Origin of the sequence: Roseovarius sp. W115 (genome assembly GCF_032842945.2) — a bacterium.
GTDB lineage: Bacteria > Pseudomonadota > Alphaproteobacteria > Rhodobacterales > Rhodobacteraceae > Roseovarius > Roseovarius rhodophyticola.
The window spans coordinates 2,562,739-2,588,171 of sequence record NZ_CP146606.1 but is presented as its reverse complement, the minus strand read 5'-3'; the positions used below and the strand labels follow the sequence as shown (position 1 = coordinate 2,588,171).

At 59.2% G+C, this 25,433-nt stretch carries 21 protein-coding genes and 1 pseudogene; 15 read left to right on the top strand and 7 right to left on the bottom strand.

Going from position 1 to position 25,433, the window contains the following annotated elements; all coding sequences use genetic code 11:
• Positions 1-4 precede the first annotated feature (4 nt).
• The 4 genes from RZS32_RS13120 (at position 5) to RZS32_RS13105 (ending at position 4,427) form a co-directional block, all read left to right on the top strand.
• Complete coding sequence (locus tag RZS32_RS13120) at positions 5-484, top strand: (2Fe-2S)-binding protein (RefSeq protein WP_317057422.1); 480 nt, start codon at positions 5-7, stop codon at positions 482-484.
• Positions 484-2,736, top strand: a complete 2,253-nt coding sequence (locus tag RZS32_RS13115; protein WP_317057421.1) for a xanthine dehydrogenase family protein molybdopterin-binding subunit — start codon at positions 484-486, stop codon at positions 2,734-2,736. Before RZS32_RS13120 ends, RZS32_RS13115 begins: the two co-directional genes overlap by 1 nt.
• Before the next feature lie 45 nt (positions 2,737-2,781).
• A complete protein-coding gene (locus tag RZS32_RS13110; protein ID WP_339106661.1) occupies positions 2,782-3,114 on the top strand; it encodes a MoaD/ThiS family protein in 333 nt (110 codons plus the stop codon).
• 92 nt (positions 3,115-3,206) lie between these two features.
• Positions 3,207-4,427, top strand: a complete 1,221-nt coding sequence (locus tag RZS32_RS13105; protein ID WP_317057419.1) for a PAS domain-containing protein — start codon at positions 3,207-3,209, stop codon at positions 4,425-4,427.
• Positions 4,428-4,559: 132 nt separating this feature from the next.
• Here RZS32_RS13105 and RZS32_RS13100 read toward each other — a convergent pair whose 3' ends face one another.
• The 5 genes from RZS32_RS13100 to RZS32_RS13080 are packed head-to-tail and all read right to left on the bottom strand — an operon-like array spanning position 4,560 to position 9,622.
• Positions 4,560-5,345, bottom strand: a complete 786-nt coding sequence (locus RZS32_RS13100) for an alpha/beta fold hydrolase (RefSeq protein ID WP_317057418.1) — start codon at positions 5,343-5,345, stop codon at positions 4,560-4,562.
• The gene (locus tag RZS32_RS13095; RefSeq protein WP_317057417.1) at positions 5,345-5,941 is read right to left on the bottom strand and encodes an amino acid synthesis family protein; all 597 of its coding nucleotides are present in this window, start codon (positions 5,939-5,941) and stop codon (positions 5,345-5,347) included. Before RZS32_RS13095 ends, RZS32_RS13100 begins: the two co-directional genes overlap by 1 nt.
• Entirely contained in the window at positions 5,931-6,989 is a 1,059-nt protein-coding gene (locus RZS32_RS13090) for an LLM class flavin-dependent oxidoreductase (protein ID WP_317057416.1), read from the bottom strand. The genes RZS32_RS13095 and RZS32_RS13090 overlap by 11 nt, the downstream gene beginning before the upstream one ends.
• Positions 6,986-8,143, bottom strand: coding sequence for an aromatic ring-hydroxylating oxygenase subunit alpha (locus RZS32_RS13085; protein WP_317057415.1), 1,158 nt, complete (start codon positions 8,141-8,143; stop codon positions 6,986-6,988). The genes RZS32_RS13090 and RZS32_RS13085 overlap by 4 nt, the downstream gene beginning before the upstream one ends.
• Before the next feature lie 3 nt (positions 8,144-8,146).
• Entirely contained in the window at positions 8,147-9,622 is a 1,476-nt protein-coding gene (locus tag RZS32_RS13080; RefSeq protein ID WP_317057414.1) for an aldehyde dehydrogenase, read from the bottom strand.
• Positions 9,623-9,759: 137 nt separating this feature from the next.
• Here RZS32_RS13080 and RZS32_RS13075 point away from each other — a divergent pair, with 137 nt between their 5' ends.
• The 8 genes from RZS32_RS13075 (at position 9,760) to RZS32_RS13040 (ending at position 19,031) form a co-directional block, all read left to right on the top strand.
• Positions 9,760-10,605, top strand: a complete 846-nt coding sequence (locus RZS32_RS13075; RefSeq protein ID WP_317057413.1) for a LysR family transcriptional regulator — start codon at positions 9,760-9,762, stop codon at positions 10,603-10,605.
• A gap of 68 nt (positions 10,606-10,673) precedes the next feature.
• Complete coding sequence (gene glpK / locus RZS32_RS13070) at positions 10,674-12,161, top strand: glycerol kinase GlpK (protein WP_317057412.1); 1,488 nt, start codon at positions 10,674-10,676, stop codon at positions 12,159-12,161.
• A 57-nt stretch (positions 12,162-12,218) separates the two neighbouring features.
• Complete coding sequence (locus tag RZS32_RS13065; RefSeq protein ID WP_317057411.1) at positions 12,219-13,100, top strand: LysR family transcriptional regulator; 882 nt, start codon at positions 12,219-12,221, stop codon at positions 13,098-13,100.
• Between the two features lie 97 nt (positions 13,101-13,197).
• Entirely contained in the window at positions 13,198-14,649 is a 1,452-nt protein-coding gene (locus tag RZS32_RS13060; RefSeq protein ID WP_317057410.1) for an aldehyde dehydrogenase family protein, read from the top strand.
• The gene (locus RZS32_RS13055; protein ID WP_317057409.1) at positions 14,646-15,629 is read left to right on the top strand and encodes a membrane dipeptidase; all 984 of its coding nucleotides are present in this window, start codon (positions 14,646-14,648) and stop codon (positions 15,627-15,629) included. Before RZS32_RS13060 ends, RZS32_RS13055 begins: the two co-directional genes overlap by 4 nt.
• Positions 15,622-17,301, top strand: a complete 1,680-nt coding sequence (locus RZS32_RS13050; RefSeq protein ID WP_317057408.1) for a hypothetical protein — start codon at positions 15,622-15,624, stop codon at positions 17,299-17,301. The genes RZS32_RS13055 and RZS32_RS13050 overlap by 8 nt, the downstream gene beginning before the upstream one ends.
• Positions 17,298-17,963 (top strand): DUF3726 domain-containing protein, encoded by a 666-nt coding sequence (locus tag RZS32_RS13045; RefSeq protein WP_317057407.1) that lies wholly within the window; start codon positions 17,298-17,300, stop codon positions 17,961-17,963. Before RZS32_RS13050 ends, RZS32_RS13045 begins: the two co-directional genes overlap by 4 nt.
• Before the next feature lie 12 nt (positions 17,964-17,975).
• Positions 17,976-19,031, top strand: coding sequence for a proline racemase family protein (locus tag RZS32_RS13040; RefSeq protein ID WP_317057406.1), 1,056 nt, complete (start codon positions 17,976-17,978; stop codon positions 19,029-19,031).
• 10 nt (positions 19,032-19,041) lie between these two features.
• Here the strand turns inward: RZS32_RS13040 and RZS32_RS13035 are convergent, their stop codons facing one another.
• Positions 19,042-19,629 carry a riboflavin synthase gene (locus RZS32_RS13035; protein ID WP_317057405.1) on the bottom strand — a complete coding sequence of 196 codons (588 nt, stop codon included), beginning with the start codon at positions 19,627-19,629 and terminating at the stop codon, positions 19,042-19,044.
• A 165-nt stretch (positions 19,630-19,794) separates the two neighbouring features.
• Between RZS32_RS13035 and RZS32_RS13030 the strand changes: the two genes are divergently transcribed.
• The 3 genes and pseudogenes from RZS32_RS13030 to RZS32_RS13020 all read left to right on the top strand — a co-directional run bounded on the left by RZS32_RS13030 (position 19,795) and on the right by RZS32_RS13020 (position 24,370).
• Positions 19,795-21,087: a capsule biosynthesis protein gene (locus RZS32_RS13030; RefSeq protein ID WP_317057404.1), complete on the top strand. Its 1,293-nt coding sequence runs from the start codon at positions 19,795-19,797 to the stop codon at positions 21,085-21,087.
• Between the two features lie 96 nt (positions 21,088-21,183).
• Complete coding sequence (locus RZS32_RS13025) at positions 21,184-22,332, top strand: polysaccharide biosynthesis/export family protein (RefSeq protein ID WP_317057403.1); 1,149 nt, start codon at positions 21,184-21,186, stop codon at positions 22,330-22,332.
• Positions 22,332-24,370 (top strand): annotated as a pseudogene (locus tag RZS32_RS13020) (capsular polysaccharide biosynthesis protein). Before RZS32_RS13025 ends, RZS32_RS13020 begins: the two are co-directional and overlap by 1 nt.
• A gap of 9 nt (positions 24,371-24,379) precedes the next feature.
• Here RZS32_RS13020 and RZS32_RS13015 read toward each other — a convergent pair.
• Entirely contained in the window at positions 24,380-25,423 is a 1,044-nt protein-coding gene (locus tag RZS32_RS13015; protein WP_317057401.1) for a hypothetical protein, read from the bottom strand.
• Between the last annotated feature and the right edge of the window lie 10 nt (positions 25,424-25,433).

Below are 25,433 nucleotides of genomic sequence, written 5' to 3'. Positions count from 1 at the left end.
GATCATGAGAAAAATTCACGTTTCCACCAAGATCAACGGCGACCCGACCGAGTTCCTGTGTGAACCTGACGAGACGCTTCTCGATGTGCTGCGCGATCAGCTGGGCATGACCGGCTCGAAGGAAGGCTGCGGCACGGGCGACTGCGGGGCCTGTTCGGTCACTGTGAATGGCCGTCTGGTCTGTTCCTGCCTTGTGCTGGGGGCCGAGGCCGAGGGGGCCGAGGTCGCCACTATCGAAGGCATGGCCGAGGGCGATCAACTGCACCCGCTGCAGCGGCACTTCATAGAAAACGCCGCCCTGCAATGTGGGATCTGCACGCCGGGCATCCTTGTGGCGGCCAAATCGCTTTTGGAGCACAACCCCGACCCCACCGAGGAAGAAACCCGGTACTGGCTGGCGGGCAATCTCTGCCGCTGCACAGGCTATGACAAAATCATCCGCGCCGTGATGGCCGCGGGCAAGGAAATGCGGGAGGCATCCTAATGGCACTCGACAGCAAACAGGTTCTGGACACACGGGAATTCAAGGTTGTCGGCACACGCGTGCTGCGCCCCGATGGGGTTGACAAGGTCACCGGCAAGGCTCGGTTTGGCGCGGATATCACAGCGCCCGGCATGCTGGTGGGCTTGGTGCTGCGCTCACCACACGCGCATGCGCGGATCAAGTCGATTGATACCTCTGCGGCTGAGGCCATGGACGGCGTGCACGCGGTGGTCACCGCCGCAGATTTCGCACCCATTGAGGACGATGATTTCACCGCTGACGTGCTCGACAACTGCATGGCACGCGACAAGGCCCTTTACGACGGGCATGCCGTTGCTGCGGTTGCGGCCAGTTCGAACCACATCGCCAAAAAGGCGCTGAAAGCGATCAAGATCGACTATGAAGTTCTGGATCACGTCACAGATGTGGATGAGGCGATCAAACCCGGCGCACCGATCCTGCATGAGGGCGGCGGCAATGAATCCGTGCCAGAGGGCAGCAGCAAGAACATCATGGCGCGCTATGAGTTCGGTCATGGCGATGTCGAGGCCGGGCTGAAGAACGCCGACCGCGTGCTGGAGCGCAGCTACAAGACCGAGGCCACGCATCAAGGCTATATTGAGCCGCATGCCTGTCTGGCGCAGATGGGGCCTGATGGGCAAGCCGACCTGTGGTGCTGCACCCAAGGGCATTACATGGTGCGCAACACCTGTGCCGCCATTCTGGGCCTCGATCAGGGACAACTGCGCGTCACCGCGTCCGAAATTGGCGGCGGTTTTGGCGGCAAGACAACAGTGTTCCTGGAACCTGTCGCGCTGATGCTGGCCAAGAAATCCTCGCGCCCAGTAAAGATGGTGATGACCCGCTCAGAGGTGCTTCGGGCCACGGGGCCCACCGCCTCAAGCTCTGTCGATATCCGCATCGGCATGACCAAAGACGGTCAGATCACCGCCGCAAGTGCCGAGCTGCGCTATCAGGGTGGGGCCTATGCCGGATCGCCTGTGGAATTCGGTTCCATGTCGGCCTTCGCCCCCTATGACCTTGAAAACGTGCAGACAATCGGCTGGGACATCGTCACCAACCGCCCCAAGCAAGCCGCCTATCGTGCCCCCGGCGCGCCCATGGCCGCCTTTGCGGTGGAGTCAGCGATTGACGAACTGGCCAAGGGCTTTGATCTCGACCCGCTTGAGGTGCGCCTGAAAAACGCCGCGCGCGAGGGTACGGTGGCCTCTTATGGTCCTACCTACCCCGCCATTGGCCTTGAAGCGACGTTGCGCACGGCCAAGGATCATCCGCACTGGACAGCCCCATTGGGCGAGAACCAGGGCCGCGGCGTGGCGTGCGGCTTCTGGTTCAACTTTGGCGGCGACACCTGTGTGTCTCTCAACATCACGCCCGATGGCACGGTGACCGTGTCGGAAGGCAACCCCGATATCGGCGGCTCTCGTGCGTCGATGTCGATGATGGCGGCAGAAGAGCTGGGCATTCCCTATGAGAAGGTCCGCACGATTGTGGCCGACACAGGTTCGCTTGGTCAAAACGAGGTCACAGATGGCTCTCGCGTCACCTTTGCCGTGGGTCTGGCCACCATTGAGGCCGCCCGCGCCGCCAAGCGCGAAATGTGCAAACGCGCCGCCATGGTGTGGGGCATTGAGCCCGAGGCGGTGGAATGGAAAGACGGGGCCGCGCATCCGGCTGGTCCAAACGCGGGCACACACCCGCCCATGTCCCTCGCCGAGATTGCCGAGATTGCGTCCAACACCGGCGGGCCAATCGCGGGCCATCACGAGGCCAACCCAGAAGGCGCTGGCGTCAGCTTTGCCACGCATATGGTCGACACCGAAGTGGATCCGGACACAGGTGCAGTGAAAATCCTGCGCTACACGGTGTTTCAGGACGCAGGCAAGGCCGTGCATCCCGATTATGTCGAGGGTCAGTTTCAGGGCGGTGCGGTGCAGGGCATCGGCTGGGCTTTGAACGAGGAATATATCTACGGCGAGGATGGCATCCTGCAGAATGCCGGGTTCCTGGATTACCGCATCCCTGTGGCCTCTGACCTGCCGATGATCGACACGGTGATTTTGGAAATCCCCAACCCGGGCCATCCTTACGGGGTGCGTGGTGTGGGCGAGACATCCATCGTGCCGCCCTTGGCCGCAATCGCCAACTCGGTGAGTGCGGCGTCTGGTGTACGGATGCAGGATTTGCCAATGTCACCCCCTAAGGTGTTGAAAGCCATACAAGATCAGTGAAGCGACGTCCCGGGCCAGCCCCGGGACCTCCACCCGAGGCGCGCCATGGTCAAAGTGAAAATCTGGGGCTCTCTGGCCACCTTCACCGAGGATCAGCGCGAGGTTGAGGTTGAGGCCAGCACCCTGCGCGAGTTGCTTGACGGGTTGGCCGAAAGCTACCCCGGATTAAAACCGCAACTGGAGCGCGGCGTGTCGGTGTCAATCGATGGGCGGATTTACAATGACAGCTGGTTTCAGCCGATTGAGCCGGAGAGTGAAGTCGTGCTCTTGGCACGGTTGAAGGGGGATAGACCGGGTCTCGCACCGTCCGGTTTAAGAAACTCTGCGCCAAAAAAATCGCGATGTGATATCTCCTCGCTCTTCTTCACCAATCGTTAGTTTCATGCAGCTAAGAGACGAAAAAACGTCGCCTGGTCGTGCCTGTTACCACGATCACGTTCCCGTCCGTTGAAGACCGAAGAGAAATTTACGTGACCCCGAAAACGTCAGTCCCCCTGGACCAGGAAAGACCATTCGAATTTGACGAACTGTTCTTTTCACGCACCGATGAGCGCGGAGTCATTCAGGCCGGAAACAGCGTTTTCCAATCCATAAGCGCCTATTCCTGGGATGAAATACTTCATGCACCACATCGTCTTATCCGCCATCCGGACATGCCGCGTGGCGTTTTCTGGCTCATGTGGGACACCATTCAAAAGGGCAACCCCATTGGCGCCTACGTTAAAAATCTTGCAAAAGATGGACGCTACTACTGGGTTTTTGCGGCTGTGACACCCATCGAAGGTGGATTTTTGTCCGTCAGGCTCAAACCAAGCAGTACGGTGTTCGAAGCCGTCAAAAAGCAATACGCAGCTTTGCGGGATGCCGAAGTGACGCAGAACGTGTCGCCCAAAGAAAGTGCGGCTCGACTAACAGACAATCTCGCAGGTTTGGGATACGACAGCTACAGCGCTTTCATGGCGCAAGCGCTCAGTTTGGAAATCAGCGCGCGGAATGAAAATCTGGGCCGTACGAAGGATGCGAGTCAGACCTGTTTTGAAAGACTCGCCAAATCAGCGGAAGACTTGCTTTACTGCACGAGCAACATTGCCGATGTGTTTTCAAAGAATAAGCATATCCCACTGAACCTGAAAATACATGCTGCACAGCTTGGCGATATTGGCACACCGATTGGGACAATTTCGGACAACTACACCATGATTTCCAACGAGATTCAGCAGCAAATGTCTGAATTTGTTAGGAATTGCCGCAACGTGTCACAGGCGGTTGGCACGGGTTGGTTTTTGACCAGCACGACCATGGTTCAGCGCCAGGTCATCGACATTTTCCAATACGAAGAGACCTGTGCGGCCGTCAATCAAGACGTAGAGATGCAGCATTTGCGCACACAACAGCAAAACTATTCCGAGCAGGCGCTCAAAGGGTTGCGTGCAATATCGTCTCAAATCGAGCTGTTTTCGCAATCCTGCGCGGAAATGCGACGACTATCAACCAGTCTCAAGGTCATCCGGGTCATCGGTAAGATCGAAAGCGCATCGATCGACAATTCACTAAACAACCTCGATCACCTGATCGATGATCTGGGACAGTTTCAATCGGTTCTGGGCGAAGGGTTGGATGCCGTAGATGTTGCCAACAAGCATATGCGCAGCGACGTCGACATCTTGATTGGGCGTCGGGCAGCCGCCTGAGACGTGCATTTTTTATGTTGGACCGGATTCCCAGGGCGGGGCACGACGAAAACGGCTGCGACACGACCTTAGCAAAGGCGCATGTTTGCACAGATGCTGGATGCGGACCAAAGGCATCGTTCATCTAAAGTGTCACATCGCCTCCTCAAAAAACCTCAGCACAGCCTCCGCAAACACCTCCGGCCGCTCAACCAGCCCCAGATGCCGCAGGTCCGGCACGATCTCGACCTGAGCCTCTGCCATCTCATGCGCGATGGCCCAGCTCATGGCGGGAGTTGAGCCGCTGTCATGCTCACAGGTCATGACCAATGCAGGTGCATCTATTGGCGGATCAGGGCGGATAAGTTCGGTCACACCCGCCGCCAGAACGTAGCGGTGTGCGGCATAGTTTGCCGGATCATTTGCCACGACAATCTGGCGTACGCGGGCCACCGTATCGGGGTATTGTGCGTGAAACTCTTCGGTGAACCACCGCTTCAGCGCGGCATCTACGGTAGCCTTTGGCCCGCCCGCTGCACTGTCGCGCGCGGCCTTTTCGTACATCGCCTGCGCTTCCGGTTCGCGTTCATGCGGAGAATTCAGGATCGCCAGCGCCGACACGCGCTCGGGATGATCAAGCGCCACGCGCCGGTTGATCATGCCGCCGAGCGAAAAGCCCACCAAAGCAGCCCGCTCAACTTTCAGATGGTCCATGAGATCAACGAGTTGCTGTGAGAGCGCCGTCAATGTGACCTCGCCCTCCGGCACAGCACTTTGACCATGGCCCAGTAGATCGTAGCTCAACACTCGGTAACGCGACGACACCCCAGGCAGCACGCCGTGCCAGGTGATCTGACGGTTGAGCCCCAGCCCGTGGATCAGCGCCACAACGGGCGCATCTTCGGGACCGCTCAGGTCAAAAGCAGTGCCGTTCCACATCATACACCCGCCGGGTTATCCAGATCATGCCCCATCTCTTCGAGGTCCGCATAGCGATCTCCGATCCGGTGATTGGGATGGCCGCCCATTGAAGCCCCTAGAGCAATGATGATCTCGTCCTCGGCTGGCGCATCCGGTACGCTGGCATGGATGGTCTGATAATGCGAACGCCTGCCACCATCATCCTTGTCCATCAAGGGAATGACGAGCGACGTTCCCGCCCCACCCCGCGTGTTGGCAAAAACCATATAGCTCTTGGCCTTCACCGCATCGCGATACTGATTGCCGAACCACAGCGTGTGCGTCAGCCCCTGTCCGTGCTCCTGTTCGCCCCCCATGCCGACCACCGACGCCTTGCCGTAGCCCTCAACCGCACCGCCGGTGGCCTGCATGATCATTTCGGTGAGCAGCTTACCCAGTACGGGGCCGTGTTCGCGGATCTCGGGGCCCATATCCTCGACATGCCCGCGTCCGAACCACGGGTTACGGATGATGGCGATCGCAGCAATAAGCTTGGTTGGCTCAGTCACCTCTTTCCAGCCTTCCCGATAGGTGGTCTGTTCAACGAGAAGCGTGCGCCTTATCTCAACCGGCATGAGCCAGCTCCTGCGCCGCAAATTCCGGCATGACCTTGTCGATGAAAAGCTGCAAGCTGCGCTTTTGCAGGTCCATATCGGCCCCCATCGAGGCATAGTAAACAAAGGCATCCGCGCCATGAGCCTGATGCGCTTTGAGTTTTTCAACCACCTGCGCAGGGCTTCCGAACATCAGGTTGGTTTCCAGCATCTCGGGGTCCACGCGCGCATTGCCATCCAGCTCTTCCAGGGGCACCTGTTCGGGGAAGCCGTTGATCACCTTACCACGTTTCATCATCAGATTGCCAAATTGCCCCAGCACGTGGCGTAGCGAGCCCAGCGCACTTTGACGATCGGCTTCTGTCTCGTAGACAGCAGTGTGGCGCATTATGGCCCATGTGCCCTTGAACGGTTTGCCAGCCGCGTCGACCGCATCCTTGAGCCTTTTGGCATAGGTTTCCACCTCGCTCATCGGCATGGTGAGCGGCCAGCTCAGGATATTGCATTCATGTTCAACCGCATAGTCAAAGGTAATGGGCGCGCGCGCGGCCACCCAGACAGGCACGTCCGACTGAACCGGCTTGGGGCAGGACGTCGCACTCGGGAATTGCCAGAATTCGCCGTCATGGGCATAGTCACCGTCCCAGAGCTTTTGCACCACAGGCAGCATTTCCTGCATGTAGCGCCAGCTGTCTTTCTGATCGAGGCCAGGTTTCATTCGGTCGAACTCTCGCTGATAAGCCCCTGATCCGATGCCAAATTCCAGCCGTCCGTCACTGAGCAGATCAAGCATCGCGGCCTCGCCAGCCAGGTTGATGGGATGCCAGTAGGCCGCATTCACAACACCGACACCCAGACGGATGTTTTTGGCATGCTCGCCCCACCAGCCCAGGATCTGAAACGGGTTGGGCGCGATGGTCATCTCAAGCGCGTGATGCTCAGCGGCCCAGGCGATTTCAAACCCGGCGGCATCGGCCATTTTGACCATATCCAGCGTATGATCGCGCACCGCTTTCATATCTGTGTCCGGGGTCATCCGCTCCAGATTGATGGCAAGATGAAATTTCATGTCTTCTCCCCTTTCGAGTGCAAAAGTGTGTCGGAATACCACGCGGCGAACCGCGCGACATTGGCCTCTAGAAGTGGTTGGAACCGCCCTTGCGCCGCATCGGGCGAGGCAAGACCGCGTTGTTGGTTTTCCAACGCCGGAATGTCCTCATCAATCGCGGCATCGAGCCGAATATGGTAGGCGGCAAGAGCCTCATCCGCGCCGGTAAGGTCCAGCGTTTCGCGTGGGAAACACGCAGTTTGAATGACGCGGCATTGATTTGGCCCCAGCGGATAAGCCTCATAGACCCAAAGCGCATCGCGCCCTGCGGCGAATGTCATATTTGGAAAGACCCAAGTATAGCGCACGCCCTCTGCGGCGCGGCCCGAAAGCCCCGGCATGGGCGGGAGCGCCTTGTCTTGTTCGTCCTGCAATAGCCCGCCGGTGCCCTCAGTTGGGCCGAACTGCGTGGCAAAGGCCCCCTGCACCGGGTCGGGCACATCGGGTGGCAGATAAACGTCGTCAATCGAGTCTGCATGCACGAAGGGCAGGTGGTAATATTCGTTAAAGACCTCCAGAAAGGCCTTCCAGTTGCAGCCCACGACCATCTCGCGGCGGCGCGTGGTGACAAGGTTCTCCAGTGGCCAGGGCGCATGAATAGCCGGGAACTCAGCCAGAACCGTATCGAGCGCGGGCGCGTCGGGATTGAGGCAGATAAAAGCAAATCCCAGACGCTCTTCGGCGCGGTAGGTTTTGAGACCATAATCGGCCTTGTCAAACCCCTCTACCGCATCCATCTCAGGTGCCGCGACGAGCCGCCCGTCCAGCCCATAGAACCACGAATGAAACGGACAGCGCAGGCCGCGACAGGTGCCCTGCCCCTCGACAAGCCGCGCGCCGCGATGGCGGCAGGTATTGGCAAAGGCGCGCAACCCGCCATCTATGTCGCGCAACAGGATGATCGCCTGCCCGGCCAGATCAAGTGCTACAAAATCGCCCGGCGCTTTCACCAGATCCGCGCGGCCAACCCCAATCCAACCTTGACGAAAGAGCTGCTCAACCTCCAGCGCCTCAACGGTCGCATCGGTGTAGCAGCGTGGCGGGATGGAATACGCCTCTGCCGCCGGCGCGCGGCAGGCTTGCAACGCATGTTGGAGCGTGTCGTCGAGGGCCATCGCTCACCTCATCTGAAACGGGTTGGCCATGGGTGCGTCCGACAGGTTCACCCAGACCGTCTTGGGGCGGGTGTAGTCGTAGACCGCCTGAAACCCGCTCTCGCGGCCATAACCGGAACCTTTGACGCCGCCGAACTCGGCAATGGGAGAGATCACGCGATAGGTATTCACCCAGACAATCCCGGCCCGGACCTTGCGTGCCATACGCACCGAGCGCGCGGAATCGCGGGTAAATATCCCTGCTGCGAGGCCGTGCTTGGTTTGGTTGGCCAAGGCCAGTGCCTCTGCTTCAGTTTTGAACCGCAACACACTGAGAACCGGTCCAAAAAGCTCTGTGTCCACGATGGTCAGATCGGGCGACGGGCAATCAAGAATCGTCGGTTGAAAGAACATGTCGCTTGCCGCATCCGCCCGCGCCCCGCCACAGACCAGACGCGCGCCCTCAGACACGGCGCCCTTCACCTGGGCCTCGATATGCTCAAGCTGCCCATGGGTGCAAAGCGGGCCCATTTCGGTCTCTTCCGCCATGGGATCGCCAATGCGAATGCCAGCGGCAATTTCTGACATCTTTTCAAGGAATTGGTCGGCGACATTCTCGTGTACGATAAGCCGACTTCCTGCCACACAGGATTGCCCAGACGCGCCAAAAATACCCGCCACACTGGCGTTAACGGCACTTTCGATATCCGCGTCCTCGAACACGATGAAGGGCGATTTTCCACCCAGTTCCAGGCTGACTTCGGCAAAGTTTTCCGCCGAGTTGTGAATGACATGCCGCGCGGCCATGGGGCCACCGGTGAAACTCACCCGCGCCACCAAAGGATGCGATGTGAGGACCTTGCCGCAAGGATCGCCATGCCCGGTCAGGATATTGACCACACCATCGGGAATACCCGCCTCGGCGATGAGCTTGCCAAACTCCAGGATCACCGCAGGCGCATGCTCGGACGTTTTCAACACCACGGTGTTGCCCGCCGCCAAAGCCGGGCCGATTTTGACCGCTGTGAGGAAAAGCTGACTGTTCCAGGGGACAATGGCGGCAATCACGCCCAAAGGCTCACGTTCGGTAAAGGCGAACATGTCGGGCTTGTCGATGGGCAGGGTCTTGCCCTCGATCTTATCCGCCGCACCGGCGTAAAAGTAAAAAAATTCAGCGATATACTTGGCCTGCCAGCGGGTTTCCTTGAACATCTTGCCGCTGTCGCGCGTCTCGATCTCGCCTAGCGCCTCAGAACGATCCGCCAGCAAATCGCCCAGCTTGCGCAGGCACGCCCCACGCTGGGTGGCCGTCATGGACGCCCAAGGCCCGTCATAGCAGGCGGCATGCGCCACCTGCACAGCGCGATCCACGTCCTCTGCCGTGGCCTCGGGCACCCGCGCCCAAACCGCGCCAGTAGCCGGGTTGAACGTCTCAAACGTGCCGCCATCGCTGGCCTGCGCCCACGCCCCACCGATCAACATGGAATAGCTCTCGACCATCGTGTCCTCCTCCCAAAGGCTGTAACGAGGGTCGATCCCCTCAACACGCCCAGTCTGGCACGGAATGACAATTCTTGAAATCGAATTGTTTTGCAGATTAAGTTCGGATTATTCGAATTATTGACCGAGCCACTTATATGAACCTTGCCGCCGTCCAAACCTTTCTGTCCATCGTCGACACCGGAAGCCTCGTGCGGGCCTCACAAGAGCTGAACGTCACGCAATCAACTGTCACAGCCCGGCTCAAGACGTTGGAAGACGCGTTGGGCCAGCAACTTCTCAATCGGCAGAAATCCGGCACGACCCTGACCCCTGCAGGCGCGAAATTCCTGCGCTATGCGCGCACGATGACCGGGCTGTGGCGGCAGGCGAAATATGAAACCGCCCTGCCCGCTGGTCTGGCCTCAGTCTGCACTTTTGGCTGTGACCGCGAGCTGTGGCACGGGCCGGGACGGGCGTTTTTCAACGGCGTGGTGGGCGGGCGCGATGACATGGCCGTGGCGGTGCGTCAGGGCAGTGCGGCGGAATTGGAAAGCTGGCTGGCCGAGGGGATGGTGGACGTGATCCTGACCTATGATCAGGTGGCGCGCGGGTCGCAGACGGTGCATCCGCTTCCTCCCGAAGAGCTAGTGCTTTACTCCGACCGACCTGACACGCCAATCGACAACGATCCGCTTTACATCTTTGTCGATCACGGCGCGGAGTATCGCCAGCAGCATGATGAATTTTACCACCATGCCGGAGTGGCACGGATCAGCTTTGACAGCTCCTGGTGGGCATTGCAGCACATGCTGGAACATGGCGGGTCTGCCTATCTGCCGCGCGCTTTGGCGGCACCATATGTTGATCAAATGCGTTTGCATTTACCCACAGATGCCCCGGTGTTTTATCGCAAGAAAAGCCTGATTGTGCGGGACACGGCGGCACGCAACTGGACATGGTTCGCGCCACTGGTCGAGGCCTTGTCCGCGCCTGTGGCCTAAGTGCGTGCATCTTGCTTTGACTCTACCACGCCTGCATGGTTCGCTGCGCGCGACAAAGGACCAAGACCATGACCCATATCCTCGCAATTGATCAGGGCACGACCTCCAGCCGGGCCATTTTGTTTGACGATAGGCTTAACGTCACCGCCACAGCACAAGAGGAATTCACCCAGCATTTCCCCAATTCCGGCTGGGTCGAGCATGATCCGGATGACATCTGGGCCACCACCGCCGCCACCTGCCGTGGGGTGATTGAACTTGCAGGCATCAATGCAACCGATATCGCCGCCATCGGCATCACCAATCAGCGTGAAACGACACTGGTCTGGGATCGCTCAACCGGCAAAGCCATTCACAACGCTATTGTCTGGCAGGACCGGCGCACCGCGGAGTTTTGTCGTACTTTGAAAGAGGCCGGGCACGAAGAGATGGTGACCGAGCGCACGGGGCTTTTGCTTGACCCTTATTTCTCGGGCACAAAACTGACCTGGATCCTGGATCAGGTTGAGGGCGCGAGGGCCAAAGCCAAGGCGGGCGATCTGCTTTTTGGCACGGTGGATTGCTATCTCATCTGGAAGCTGACGGGCGGCAAGGTGCATGCCACAGACGCCACCAATGCCGCACGCACACTGCTTTATGACATTCGCAAAGGGGCCTGGAGCGAGGAGATTTGTGCGCTTTTGGATGTGCCTATGCAGATGCTGCCCGAGGTGCGCGATAGTGCCGCTGATTATGGTAGCACACGCGCCGACCTTTTTGGTCGCGAAATTCCGATCCTCGGGGTCGCAGGGGACCAACAGGCGGCGACGGTCGGACAGGCGTGTTTTTCTCCGGGCATGATGAAATCGACCTATGGCACGGGATGTTTCGCGCTTTTGAACACCGGCGGCACGCCGGTGCGCTCGCAAAACCGGTTGCTCACAACTATCGCGTATCAGTTAGACGGCAAGCCAACCTATGCACTGGAAGGGTCGATCTTTATCGCGGGGGCTGTTGTGCAATGGCTGCGGGACGAGCTGAAGGTCATTAAGGAGGCTGGCGAGACCCAAAGCCTTGCCGATGCCGCGGATCCTCATCAGTCGCCCATTCTTGTCCCGGCCTTTACCGGTCTGGGGGCTCCCTATTGGAACCCAGACTGTCGCGGGGCCCTGTTCGGGATTACCCGTGGCACCGGCCCGGCAGAGTTGTCGCGGGCCGCACTGGAAAGCGTGGGGTTCCAAACCCGCGACCTGTTGGAGGCAATGACAGCCGATTGGAATGCCTCGGACGCCGATCAGGTGCTGCGCGTGGATGGCGGCATGAGCGCGTCGGGATGGACCATGCAGTTTTTGGCCGATATCAGCGGCGCACCTGTGGACCGGCCCAAGGTGTTGGAGACCACAGCTCTTGGGGCCGCGTGGCTCGCGGGGATGCAGGCTGGAGTTTACCCGGATCAAGCAGGTTTTGCGAAGGCCTGGGCGCTGGATGAGCGATTTGAACCCGCCATGGACAATGAACTGCGCGAGACACGCTATGCCGCGTGGAAGCGCGCTGTGGCGGCGACTATGGCTGTTTGACCGCAAAAGAGTTCAGCCTGACTTGAATTCTACTCCTAATTTTCAGATAAAGTGAAAATGGCAATCAAAATTGACATGCTTCGCTGTTTTCTAACTGTGGCCGACCGCGGCAACCTGAGTGATGCGGCCAAAGAGCTTGGGCGCACACCCTCTGCGGTGTCGATGATGTTGCAACAACTGGAAGATCACATCGGCGCGCCGCTGTTCAAACCGGGGCGCAAGTCGCACCTGACCCGGCTGGGCGATTTGGTGCGCATCGAAGCCAAACGAGAGCTCAATCATTTCGACCGCACTGTGGCTGCGATTGAGGGGCTGTCGCGCGCCGAGGCGGGTCATGTGCGATTGGCTGTGACGCCCTCTGTGGCCAAAGTTTTGATGCCGCATGTCCTGCGCAGCTTTGCCAATCACCATCCGGATGTGCGCATCGACATGCGCGACATTGACAGCGCCAGCATCGGCCACGAGCTTCAGGCAGGGCGCGTCGATATTGCGCTGGCCAGCCTGCGTCCGTTGCCACGGTTCGAACGACACTTGCTGTTCTCTGACCGGTTTGGTGTCATCTGTCCCGCAGATCATCCTTTGACAAAAAACTGGGACGATCTGGGTTGGTCCGACCTTCAGGACACGCCTTTCATTGCCAATGATCTGGGGCAATTGATCCCTGATCCAGAATTTCGCCGTATTCAGGATAGCGCCACGCTACATGTCCGAAACACAGCTTCGATCCTGAGCCTTGTGCGCGCAGGCATGGGCGTGACCGTCTTGCCGGAATTGGCCGCGTTTGATGCCGGGGATGACCTGACATTCTTGCCGCTGTCGGACAAAACGCTCCGGCGCGAGATTTGGATGCTGACACCGCCGGATCAGGACATGTCCCCTGCCGCGGTGGCTTTGACAGAGGTCATTCGCAATCAGAACATTCGCCTTGCGCATGTCTGAATACAGAAAATCTGAAATTTCCTAAACAATTTCTCGTTTGCCTTAATTCGCAGGATAAGAAAAAAGTGAAACTCCACCACTCACGGGATGACATCACATGGCTGAGCTGAAACAGAACTATATCGCAGGGAACTGGGTCAGCGGCCCATCAGAGGTCGAAAACCGCAATCCTTCTGATCTGAGCGACGTGATCGGCCACTTTACGCAGGCCAGCCGCGCGCAGTTGAATGATGCCATTGCCGCCGCCAAGGAGGCGCAAATCACCTGGGCCAGCCATGGGCTGGAGCGCAAACAGGCCGTGTTGCATGCCATCGGTTCCGAGATGATGGCGCGGGCCGAGGACCTGGGCACGCTTTTGAGCCGCGAAGAGGGCAAGCCTTTTGCGGAGGGCAAAGGCGAGGTCTATCGCGCGGGGCAGTTTTTCACCTATTACGCCCATGAAGTGCTGCGCCAGTTGGGCGAGAATGCCGACTCCGTGCGCCCCGATATCGAAATTGACGTGCGCCGCGAGCCGGTGGGCACCGTGGCGATCATCAGCCCCTGGAATTTCCCAACGGCCACAGCGAGTTGGAAGATTGCCCCGGCGCTAGCTTATGGCAATGCGGTGATCTGGAAGCCGGCCAATATCACGCCGGCCTCGGCTGTGGCCCTGACCGAGATTATTGCCAAGCAGGACATCCCACCGGGCCTCTTTCAGCTTGTGATGGGCGCGGGCGGCGAGATTGGTCAGGCTCTGATTGAAAGCCCTGACATTCAGGCGATTTCCTTTACCGGCTCCGTGCCAGTAGGCCGCCAGATTGCATCGACAGCAGCAGCGAATTTCACTCGGCTCCAGCTTGAGATGGGCTCCAAGAATGCACTGGCCGTGATGGAGGACGCCGATCTTGATTTGGCGGTCACTCTGGCCTTGGGCGGCGCATTTGGCGGCACTGGACAGAAATGCACGGCCTCCTCGCGCCTTGTGGTGCATGAGGGCATCCACGACGCCTTTGTCGAGAAACTCATGGCCGGGGCCAAGGCGATGAAAGTCGGCCATGCGCTGGAGGACGGCACGCAGATGGGGCCGGTGGTCTCTGAACAGCAACTGAATGAGAACCTGGCCTATGTTGAGCTGGGCAAATCCGAAGGGGCAGAGCTGGCCTGCGGCGGGGCACGGCTGGAGATGCCGCATGAGGGCTATTACATGTCCCCCGGTGTTTTCCTGAACAGCACCAACGACATGCGCATCAACCGCGAAGAGATGTTCGCGCCGCTCACAGCGGTGATCAAGGTCTCGGGCTATGACGAGGCGCTCAACGTTGTGAATGACACCAATTTCGGCCTCACCTCAGGCATTGTCACCACATCCCTCGCCCGCGCCAACCACTTCCGTCGGAATGCGCAAACCGGTGTGGTCACAGTGAACCTACCCACCGCAGGCACCGATTATCACGTGCAGTTCGGCGGGCGCGGCGATAGCTCTTATGGCCCGCGTGAACAGGGCATTCATGCGCGCGAATTCTATACAGTGGTCAAGACGGCCTATATCTCATCAGGGGTGCCAAAATGACCTATCGCATCGACTGCCTTCAATATTGCAACTGGTCGGAAGACATCTTTCGCCAGATGCGAGAGGGCGGGCTTGATGCGGTGCACGTCACCATTTCCTACCACGAAAATTTCCGCGAAACGGTTCTGAATGTGGAACAGTGGAACCGGTGGTTCGAACAACATCCTGATCTGATCATGAAGGGTCGCTGGGCCAGTGATGTGAAACTGGCCCATGACACCGGACGCACGGCGATTTTCTTTGGCTTTCAGAACCCCTCGCCGATTGAGGACGACATCGGCCTCGTTGAAGTCTGGCACGACCTAGGCGCGCGGTTTATGCAACTGACTTATAACAACCAGTCGCTTCTCGCGACGGGATGTTACGAGGACGAGGACCCCGGCCTCACGCGCATGGGCAAGCAGGTGATCCGAGAGATGAACCGCGTGGGGCTTGTTGTTGACATGTCGCATTCCGCCGACCGGTCGACCATTGAGGCGGCGGACCATTCCGAGCGGCCTATCGCGATCACCCATGCCAACCCGTTTGACTGGCATGCCGCGCGCCGCAACAAACCCGATGACGTGATCCGCGCCGTGGTGCAAAATGGCGGGATGATGGGCTTTTCGATCTATCCGCATCACCTGGCCGGGGGCAGCGACTGCACGCTCAAAGGGTTCTGTCAGATGATTGCCGACACGGCAGAACGCTATGGCGTAACGCATTTCGGCATCGGGTCTGACCTGTGTCAGAACCAGCCTGACAGCGTGGTGGAATGGATGCGCGTGGGACGCTGGACCAAGGAAATCGACTATGGCGAAGGCTCTGCCGCCAATCCGGGCTTTCCCAAGCAACCTTACTGGTTCCACACCAATGCCGATTTTCCGCGACTGGAAGAGGGGCTGAAAGAGGTGGGCTTTAACGCGCGGGAAATTGCGGACATTATGGGGGACAACTGGTTCCGGTTCTTTGAGAAAAACTTTGTGCCGTCAGATGGTTGAAGTGATCCCACCTCGCGACCCCAATGAGGTCATGACGCTGGCGCGGCTTGGCTCGGCGCATCAGTGTCGGCTGAGCTTTATGCGGCAATTGTTGCGGCGGCTGAGCCGTGAGGCGTGGAAATTTGACGTCCCTGTCTTCGACATTGACGCAAATGGGGAGGGCCACGCGGTCTACACGGCCAAGGGGCCGGACCGCACCTATTCCTTGTTGGCCTTTGCCCATGATCTGCCCCCCGAGCAGCGCTCTGACCGGGTGATTGCGACTGCTTGGGATGCCACGTTCACCCTGTTTGACGGCGTGCCAACGCAAGATGATATCACGCGGCTGTCGCAAAACGTGCCCTTGCAAGAGGCCGGACGCGTCAGCGACCGCGAGTTGAGCCTGTCGCGCGCCAACCGGTCTGTGCGGCTATGGGATCACGTGGTTGAGGCGCTGGCCTCGGGGCAACAGCCGGATGAGACCAAAGTGGGCGATGTCGGATATCTGATGCGCACCACCGCCGTCTATGGTTCGGGCAAGTTCGGCGCGGCGGACCGCGAGCAAACACGCCACCGTCCGGAATGTGCTGGCCCCTTTCAGATCGAGATGCTGTCGGTGTTTCTGACCCGCGCTTTCGTGATGGATCTCGTCGAGCATATGGCCCGTATGAGAGCACCCGAAAGGGCTGTGCCGCTCGACCCGAACCTGCGGCGACGGTTTGGCATTGGCAATTCCACTGGCCTCGGCATGGCGCCGTTTCTGGTCACCCATCCTGCCTTGCTCAACGCCTGGATTGCCGCGCGCGAAGAGGCGCTGTCCCGGGTGCGGTCCCTGCCTGAGGCCACAGTGACAGACGTGCAGGCCCTTCGTCGCTTTGTTGCGCGCGCCAAAATTCATGCGAATGCATGGAGGTCAGAACATCCCCTTCAAATCAAGAAGTTAAACGCATTACGCTCGGATATGGCGGCGCTGCAGGCGCATGTGGAAACGGTTGATCTGACCTCTGATCAACCCTGGAACCGGCTTTGGGTCTGGGCGCAGACTGAATTGTCCTTGGAAGGGCAGGAACAGCTGGCCGCACTGCTGCTAGAGCCGTATGGTGACCTTGTTGACGGGTTGACCGATTGCATGGCCACTGACGAGCATATGACCTTTCCGATTGACGGCACAATGTCCGTGGCCACGTTGCAAACCATCCTTGAGGATGTCTATGGCTGGGCGCTGGATATTGATTGGGACACGCCGGAGAGCCACGCGCGCGTTTGGTATGTGTCAGAGGCCAAGCTGGAGCCGCGCCTTGGCGAGCGGTTTGAAGAGCCGATTGAGCCTTATGAGCAACCTCTTGGTCCGGGACGAGATGCGACACGTCTTTACACGGCGCTGAAACAGACCGACGAGACCACCGTGGCAGCCTTCCTTCTGGCCCATCCCGAGCATCGCCATGTGACCCGCCGCGCGCAAATCGCAGCACGCCTGCCTTACGCCGAAATCCGCGACAATACCCTGAGCGCCGAGATGTTGCCCATCGACATGCTGCGCCTGAAACTCAGTTTCTTTGGCGCTTGCCATTTCGATCCCCGCTCAGACCGCTGGCTCAGGATCAACATGTACCAGCACGCGCCCTTCCCCCACGAGTTGGCGCAGGCGAGCGACGACTGGACCTTGCCGCCTCTGCCCATTGCGGCGCAATGAGCTGGTCCCTGAACGAGGTGGAAGGTCTCGCGCGTAAGGCCGCGCGAGGCGCGGGCTATAGCTGGGGGCTGGCAGAAGAAGCAGGCAAGGCCACACGCTGGACCTCTGCCGCAGGATGGCCGGGCGCTGCAGCGTTGGCCCAGCTTTTGACGCAGACCGATGGCGTTGCCACATCTGAGTTGGGACCTGCTTCGCTTTCAAAGACCTGGACGGCCAAAAGTGGCGCGCTCTGCCCGATTACGACCGGTGCCGTGTTGTGTGATCTGGCCTCTGACTGGGCCAATGGTGCGTCTTTGTCGCTTGGCCCTGTGCTGCAGCCTATGCTTTTGATCCCTTACGCGGTTTGGGCTGCTGATCGCACCGGTGCGGCGCTGTCCCTCAGCTGGGAAGGCCTGACACTCACCCGCGCGGATGGTGAGACCTATCTTGATGACCCAAAGAATGCGCGGCAAACGTCAAGGGCAGAGTGGGTGCGCCTGTCGCCTGCGACCATCCCAGAGGTCAAACCCACGCTAGGCGCGCGGCTGACCCGCTGTTACCGCGCGGACATGTCAGCAGAAACGACCGCCACTCTGACGGCCTTCGCCCAGCGCACCTATGCGCCTGAAACCGAGGAAAGCCGTCTCAGCGGCGCTGGCGCGGGTCTGACGGACAATGACTGAGCCGGGGGACATATGCGTACATCCCGAGTGATCACCGCTGTTGAGGCTCATGCCGAGGGCGAACCGGGGCGTGTCATCACCGCCGGTGCGCCAGTTTTGCAAGGCGAGACGGTGTTTGCGCAGATGCAGTACATGCAAACGCATGTAGATGATCTTCGCAAGCTCATGCTGCGCGAGCCGCGTGGGCAACCTGCACTCTGCGCCAACCTCATCGTGCCGCCCTGTCACCCCGATGCCGATGCCGGGTTCATCATCATGGAGCAGACGGAATATCCGCCCATGTCGGGATCGAACACAATCTGCGTGGTCACGGTCCTTTTGGAGACCGGCATGCTTTCGATGGTCGAGCCTGTGACTGAGCTGACCCTCGAAGCGCCGGCAGGGCTGATCCGCGTCAGAGCGGACTGCGCAGATGGCAAAGTCACGCGTGTCACGTTCAAGAATGTCCCGGCCTTTGCGATGCATCTGGACGCGTCGCTGGAGGTCGAGGGGCTGGGGCGGATCACGGTTGATATCGGCTGGGGCGGGATGTTTTACGTCATGGCCGATGCCGATGCGCTTGGGGTATCGCTGGAGGCAGAGAACGGCGCGCAGATTGTGCAAACCTCCGAGCGCATATTGGCCGCCGCACGTGCGCAACTGCCGGTGACGCACCCCGAAAACCCCGACATCACCGGCCCCACGATCAGCCAGCTTTACGGTGCGCCCACTGACCCCGACACAGATGGGAAGAACGCCGTCACCGTGTCCACCGGCGGGTTTGATCCGGCGCGGCCTCATGCGCTGCCCGGTACCCTGGATCGGTCACCTTGCGGGACAGGCACCTGCGCGCGCATGGCGGTCTTGCACAAACGCGGGCTGCTTAAGCCGGGACAGGACTATGTGCATGCCGGACCGCTGGGAACGAACTTCACGGGACGGATCGAGGAACTGACAGACGTGGCCGGATATGAGGCCATCGTGCCGACACTCTCCGGTCAGGGGTGGATCTATGGCATGTCGAACTACACGCTTGATCCGACCGATCCGTTTCAGGAAGGCTTCACAATCGGGGATATCTGGGCCTAAACCCTTGTGTTCACGACATTTCCGCAAGGCGCGCCACATAGCGTGCCAGCGTGTCGATCTCCAGATTGACCTGATCCCCCACGGCCACGCGGCCCCAGGTTGTCACCTCTTTGGTATGCGGAATAAAGTTGATCCCGAACACCAGATCCTCAACCTCATTCACAGTCAGAGATGTTCCGTTCAGCGCCACCGACCCTTTGGGGGCGATGAACCGCGCGAGGCTATCGGGCGCGCGTAGGCTGACGCGGGTGCTGTCGCCTTCGTCGCGGACCTCCACCACTTCGGCCAAGCCATCCACATGCCCTGATACAATGTGCCCGCCAAGCTCATCGCCGACGCGCAGAGCACGTTCAAGATTGACCGTACGCCCCGCCGCCCATGTGCCGAGATTGGTCTTCGACACGGTCTCAGCCGAGACATCCACGTCAAACCAATCCGCGCCCTTGGCCACCACGGTCAGGCACACTCCATCACAGGAAATCGACGCGCCGATATCAACGCGGCTCATGTCATAGCGCGTGGCGATGCGGGCCCGCAGATCACCGCGTTGCTCAACCTGCCGGATTTCTCCCATATCGGTCACAATGCCTGTAAACATCGCATGTCTCCCAACTTGCCCCTTTGCACCTAAAGCGCGGGAACTGGCATGACAAGACATGTTGAGAGGCAAACACCCATGGATTCAGCCTTAATTTTGCCTTAATCCTGCTGTAATAATGACAAAAATGAGCAGCGCGTGAAACGTGACAAGAGGCGAGTGTTTATGAGTGTGCCGTCTGTAGGCCAACGAACCTTCCTGTTTTTGCAGGGTCCTCATGGGCCCTTTTTTGCGCGTTTGGGCAATATGCTCAAACGAACCGGCGCGTCGGTGTGGCGCGTGGGGTTCAATGCAGGTGACGCACTCTTCTGGCGCGACAAGGACAGCTACATCCCTTTCAATGGCACGCAGACCGACTGGCGCCCCACGTTCCGGAATCTTGTGGCCGAAAAGGGTGTGACCGACATTGTCATTTACGGCGACACGCGCCCCATCCACGCCCATGCCGTGCAAGAGGCCAAGGCGCTTGGTCTGGCTGTGCATGTCTTTGAAGAAGGGTACATGCGCCCTTATTGGGTGACTTATGAGCGCGGCGGCTCGAACGGGCATTCACGGCTGATGCATATGAGCGTGGACGATATGCGCACCGCCCTGAAGAATTCTGATATGGACAGCGCCCTGCCCCCGGCCTCCTGGGGTGATATGCGCCAGCATGTGTTTTATGGCGCTGTTTATCACGGCGCCGTTCTGCTTTTGAACGGAAACTACCGCAATTTCCGTCCCCATCGCGCGTTGAGCGTGGGGCAGGAGTTCAAGCTCTATCTCAAACGTCTGTTGCTGATGCCAGCGCAGGCGATTGAACGCCGTATCGCCACATCACGCATTCGCCATGGCGGGTTCCCCTATCACCTGGCGTTGCTGCAGCTGGAGCATGACGCGTCGTTCCAAATGCATTCGCCCTTTTCGACGATGACCGATTTTCTGGAAACGGTGACCGAAAGCTTTGCCGAGGGTGCGCCGCAGCATCACCATCTCGTGGTCAAGGCGCATCCTCTGGAAGACGGGCGTGCACCGATCCAGCCAGAGCTTAAGAGGCTGGCAAAAAAGTATAATATCGAGGATCGCGTGCATTATGTGCGTGGCGGCAAGCTGGCGCAGCTCCTGGATGAAGCGCGCAGCGCCGTGACGGTTAATTCCACAGCCGCCCAACAGGTTCTGTGGCGCGGTATTCCGCTTAAAACCTTTGGTCAGGCGGTCTATGCCAAGCCGGAATTCACCTCGACCAAACCCTTGCGCGACTTCTTTGCTGGAGCTGAGCGGCCGGATCGCAAAGCCTATGCCGATTACCGGCGTTATCTGCTGGAAACCAGCCAGGTGGCAGGCGGGTTTTATTCCGCACGCGGCCGCCGACAGCTTTTGCGCCAGACTGTTGATATGATGCTGAGCGCCGATGATCCCTACGATGCGCTGATCTCGGGCACCGCGGCACCCCGGCAACAGTTATATGTCGTAAAATAGCCGACGCAGCGGCACAGGCTGGATTTTTTCAAAAGACCCCATTACCTTAGGCGAAAATACTGAGGCAGTAAAAAAACAGGTCGAGGAGACCGGGCAGTGAAAATCCAATCCAAACGATGGGCGAAGTCCGTCGCTATTGTGCTTGTGGCGAGCACCGTGGCGTCCTGTGGCGTCTTGCCCCGCTCTGGCCCAAACAAGAGCGAAATCTTTGCAGGCTCGGTGCAGCAATCCGGCGACGCCTTTGTTGTGAGCGTAAATGACCGGGTGACACGAGCCACCGCTGTGCAGCCAACACTGGGCTTTTCGGATGAGTTCAAAAATGCAGGTCTTGTCGGCTCTGACACAATTCGGCCCGGCGATACGCTGGGCCTGACGATCTGGGAAAACGTCGATGACGGTCTTCTGGCTGGAGAAGGTGTGAACCAGACTGTCCTGCAAGAGGTGCAGGTGGATGGTGCGGGCTTTATCTTTGTGCCCTATGCCGGGCGCATTCGCGCGGCAGGCAACACGCCCGAGGCCATTCGCCGTGTGATTACCTCAAAGCTGGATGAGCAGACACCCGATCCGCAGGTCGAGGTGCGCCGCCTTGCAGGTGATGGGGCATCCGTGTCTCTGATTGGTTCTGTGGGCGGTCAGGGGGTTTACCCCATCGAGCGCCCGACGCGGACCTTGTCGACCATGCTGGCCAATGCCGGTGGCGTGACAATCCAGCCTGAGATCGCGCAAGTCACTGTTATTCGGGGCAATATGCGCTCCAAAGTGTGGTTCCAGGATCTGTTCAACCATCCTAATTTCGACATCGCCCTGCGCGATGGCGACCGCATTCTTGTCGAAGAAGACACCCGCGCCTTTACCGCTTTGGGGGCCACAGGAGGTCAGGCCCGCCTGCCCTTCCCGTCTCCTACCATATCCGCCGTGGAAGCACTGGCACAGGTGGGTGGTCTGAACACCAACACGGCTGATCCCACCGGTGTCTTCGTGATGCGCAACGAGCCTGCCGAGATCGCCAATCAGGTGCTGGGCCGGACCGATCTGATCGGGGCGCAGCGTGTGGTTTATGTGCTTGATCTGACACAACCGAACGGGCTTTTCATGGCGCGTGACTTTGCCATTCGCGACGAGGACACGCTTTACGTGACAGAAGCGCCATTCACCCAATGGAGCAAGGTGATCAGCGCATTGACAGGTACGTTGGGCGCTGTGGGATCTGTCTCGACCGCAGGCGATACGCTCAGCGGCAACTAATGCCACAACCAGACATCCAAGACCCCGCCCAAGACGCAAGGCCTGGGCGGGTTGTCTATTTTAACGCAGGTTTTCTGCGCCAAAAGCAAATCCGCCGGATCATGGAACTCGCCGGGTTGCCCTTGCAGCTTGGCAAACCAGGGCCCGAGGACCAGATCGCCGTTTGGGGCCGTTCACCTTATGCCCGGCGCGGCGAGGCTGTGGCCGAAGCCACCGGCGCGGCGCTGATCCGGGTGGAAGACGCATTTTTGCGATCCTTGCACCCCGGCCGCGACGGCGAGCCGCCGCTGGGCCTCAACATCGACCATACCGGCGTGCATTTTGACTGTTCGGGGCCTTCTGATCTGGAAACCCTTCTGGCCAGCCATCCTCTGGATGACACCGCGCTGATGAACCGAGCACGCGCCGCCATTACCCGGCTGCAAGAAGCGCATCTGACGAAATACAGCGGCTTTGCGCTGGATACCCCTGCACCCGAGCCGGGTTATGTGCTTGTGATCGATCAGACCCATGGTGATGCCTCTGTTGCGCATGGCAGGGCCGATGCAAATTCATTCCGCGAAATGCTGTTTTGCGCGCAAGAAGATCATCCGGGCGCACGCGTCCTGATCAAGACCCATCCCGAGACACTGGCAGGTCATCGTCCGGGTTACTTCAGCAAGGACGACGAAACGGACCGGATTTCGCTTTTCTCAGACCCGATCAGTCCCTGGACGCTCTTTGAAGGGGCCATTGGCGTCTACACCGTGTCTTCTCAGCTCGGTTTTGAGGCAATTTACGCCGACCACAAACCGCGTGTCTTTGGGCAGCCGTTTTATGCAGGCTGGGGGCTGACAGAGGATCGTCACCCTCTGGAACTGGCCCGACGCGGTCGAAACCTGAGCAAAGCACAACTCTTTGCCGCTGCGATGATCCTCTATCCGATTTGGTACGATCCGTATCGGGACCGTCTGTGCGAGTTGGAGGATGTGCTGGCAACGCTGGAAGCCCGAACGAGAGCTTGGCGTGAGGACCAGGAGGGGTGGGTTGCAACAGGTATGCGATTGTGGAAACGCAAGCCATTGCAGCGTTTTTTGGATCACAAAAGAGCATTATATTTCAAAATGATGCAGAACGCGCCTCACGCAAAGCTTCTACCACAGGTCGCGCTCATATGGTCTGGGCCAGCCAAGCGGACGCGGTCCCAGAGGCCACCCGCGTAGAAGACGGATTTCTGCGCTCCCGCGGGTTAGGCGCGGAACTTGTCCCCGCCTTATCGTTGGTCTGCGATGACCTTGGGATTTACTATGATCCTTCCAGCGAAAGCCGCCTGGAACACTGGATTGCCAAGCGCGCAGAGCTGCGCCCGGATCAGGAGCGCCGCGCAGAACAATTGATTGCGCAGATTCGCGCGTTGGGTCTGAGCAAATACAATCTCTCTGGCGATGCGCCGGACCTGCCTGAAGGACACCGTATTCTGGTGCCCGGCCAAGTCGAAGATGATGCGTCGATCCTCAAGGGGGCCGGTGACATCAACACCAATCTTGCTCTGCTGCAAAGGGTACGTGCCGACAATCCTGATGCCGTCGTGCTCTACAAACCTCACCCAGATGTCGAGGCAGGGCTGCGGGATGGGCAGGTGCCACAAGCCTCACTTGATGAGCTTGGAGCCGTTTCTTTAGCCAAGACCGACCCGGATACGGTTCTGAAAGAGGTTCAGGAGGTCTGGACCATGACGTCGCTTATGGGGTTCGAAGCGTTGCTCAGAGGGGTCCCGGTTACAACCACCGGTGCACCCTTCTATGCCGGTTGGGGGCTGACGAATGATCTAGGTGACGTCCCTGCCCGTCGCAGCGCGCGACCCCATCTGCATGGGCTCGTGCATGCGGCCCTCATCGACTATCCGCGCTACTTTGATCCGGTCACGGATCAGGCCTGCCCGGTTGAGATTGTGCTGGATCGACTCGCCAAAGGTGACATCCCGCATCCCGGCGCAGCCAACCGGCTTTTGTCAAAGCTGCAAGGTGTGTTTGCGACCTATGCGGGGCTGTGGCGCTGATCTTGGGCGTCACTTGTAAAGCGCACGTTCCGCCGCCACCAAATCCGCCGCGCAAGACGAAATTTCTGCAATCTGCTCAGTTGTGGCCAGCGCACGCGTGTTCGCCTCAACCCGCGCCAAGGCCACGCGGCGCAACGTCATGATGCGCGCCCGGGGACTTTCCAGAAACTGCTGCTGCGAGATAAGTGATTGATAGGGGGTGTCCAGACGAATGACTTCAAAATAGCCGCCTGAGAGCGCAAGGAATGCATAGGCGCAAGCGCCAGCCTCTTGTGAACATGCCTCGTTGCACAAGTCAGCAATCGGTCTGGTTGCCGAGTTCTCCAAAACCCATTTTTCCACGTCTTCGCGATATGCATTGTCAGGCGACGCGTCGCCAAAGCCAAACCCCAATGCAAGAAAACCTGCCATGCCAAAGGCTTGTGGATTGCCGGGGTTGATGTCGGTTTTACTTTCCCCTGTAATCAACCGAAGTGCCGCCAAACCATCACCACGCGGCTCAGGTTCGCCGGATAAATATTCGAGAAACGGGGCAAGGCTATCCGTAACAAGCCCGCTTTCCAGCAAGGCCTGTTTTTGTTCGGCATTTCCGTAAAGTGCGATAACGCGTGTTGGATAGTCCGTCGCCTGCCCTTCTCCAGCATCCCAGAGGTCCTTGATCAGACCCAGATCCGGCGTGGGGTGGCGTGATTTCAAAAATCTCTCTGCCAATTTGTTGCCGCGCTCGGCCTCAACTTTAAGCCAGCTCTTGCCGAAGATTTCATTCGGCGGCACCTGCCGGAAAAGCGCACGCCGCTCTGCCCCGCTGAGCGAAAAGCGAAACGGGGATGGGCCCCGATCGAATGTTTCGATTCGGGCCAGCAAAATGCGTGCGTTTCTGTCTCCGGCCTGTGCCAAAACTGCGAGTGCCGGCAGGCTGTCACGGTCATTGCCCTGCAACCAAAGTTCAACCGCCTCGTTGAAGCTGGTCTGCGCGGTGGCCGGTGCCGAGACACCCAATAGGACCGGTCCTGCCAGTAAGCCAGCAAGGAGCAATGCGCGCAAAACCCTCATTTTTCCGTTC

Excerpts from the sequence above, each read along its gene's own strand:
- RZS32_RS13120 (WP_317057422.1), top strand. The coding sequence starts at position 5 with ATGAGAAAAATTCACGTTTCCACCAAGATCAACGGCGACCCGACCGAG.
- RZS32_RS13115 (WP_317057421.1), top strand. The coding sequence starts at position 484 with ATGGCACTCGACAGCAAACAGGTTCTGGACACACGGGAATTCAAGGTT.
- RZS32_RS13110 (WP_339106661.1), top strand. The coding sequence starts at position 2,782 with ATGGTCAAAGTGAAAATCTGGGGCTCTCTGGCCACCTTCACCGAGGAT.
- RZS32_RS13100 (WP_317057418.1), bottom strand. The coding sequence starts at position 5,345 with ATGTGGAACGGCACTGCTTTTGACCTGAGCGGTCCCGAAGATGCGCCC.
- RZS32_RS13095 (WP_317057417.1), bottom strand. The coding sequence starts at position 5,941 with ATGCCGGTTGAGATAAGGCGCACGCTTCTCGTTGAACAGACCACCTAT.
- RZS32_RS13090 (WP_317057416.1), bottom strand. The coding sequence starts at position 6,989 with ATGAAATTTCATCTTGCCATCAATCTGGAGCGGATGACCCCGGACACA.
- RZS32_RS13085 (WP_317057415.1), bottom strand. The coding sequence starts at position 8,143 with ATGGCCCTCGACGACACGCTCCAACATGCGTTGCAAGCCTGCCGCGCG.
- RZS32_RS13080 (WP_317057414.1), bottom strand. The coding sequence starts at position 9,622 with ATGGTCGAGAGCTATTCCATGTTGATCGGTGGGGCGTGGGCGCAGGCC.
- RZS32_RS13075 (WP_317057413.1), top strand. The coding sequence starts at position 9,760 with ATGAACCTTGCCGCCGTCCAAACCTTTCTGTCCATCGTCGACACCGGA.
- glpK (WP_317057412.1), top strand. The coding sequence starts at position 10,674 with ATGACCCATATCCTCGCAATTGATCAGGGCACGACCTCCAGCCGGGCC.
- RZS32_RS13065 (WP_317057411.1), top strand. The coding sequence starts at position 12,219 with ATGGCAATCAAAATTGACATGCTTCGCTGTTTTCTAACTGTGGCCGAC.
- RZS32_RS13060 (WP_317057410.1), top strand. The coding sequence starts at position 13,198 with ATGGCTGAGCTGAAACAGAACTATATCGCAGGGAACTGGGTCAGCGGC.
- RZS32_RS13055 (WP_317057409.1), top strand. The coding sequence starts at position 14,646 with ATGACCTATCGCATCGACTGCCTTCAATATTGCAACTGGTCGGAAGAC.
- RZS32_RS13050 (WP_317057408.1), top strand. The coding sequence starts at position 15,622 with ATGGTTGAAGTGATCCCACCTCGCGACCCCAATGAGGTCATGACGCTG.
- RZS32_RS13045 (WP_317057407.1), top strand. The coding sequence starts at position 17,298 with ATGAGCTGGTCCCTGAACGAGGTGGAAGGTCTCGCGCGTAAGGCCGCG.
- RZS32_RS13040 (WP_317057406.1), top strand. The coding sequence starts at position 17,976 with ATGCGTACATCCCGAGTGATCACCGCTGTTGAGGCTCATGCCGAGGGC.
- RZS32_RS13035 (WP_317057405.1), bottom strand. The coding sequence starts at position 19,629 with ATGTTTACAGGCATTGTGACCGATATGGGAGAAATCCGGCAGGTTGAG.
- RZS32_RS13030 (WP_317057404.1), top strand. The coding sequence starts at position 19,795 with ATGAGTGTGCCGTCTGTAGGCCAACGAACCTTCCTGTTTTTGCAGGGT.
- RZS32_RS13015 (WP_317057401.1), bottom strand. The coding sequence starts at position 25,423 with ATGAGGGTTTTGCGCGCATTGCTCCTTGCTGGCTTACTGGCAGGACCG.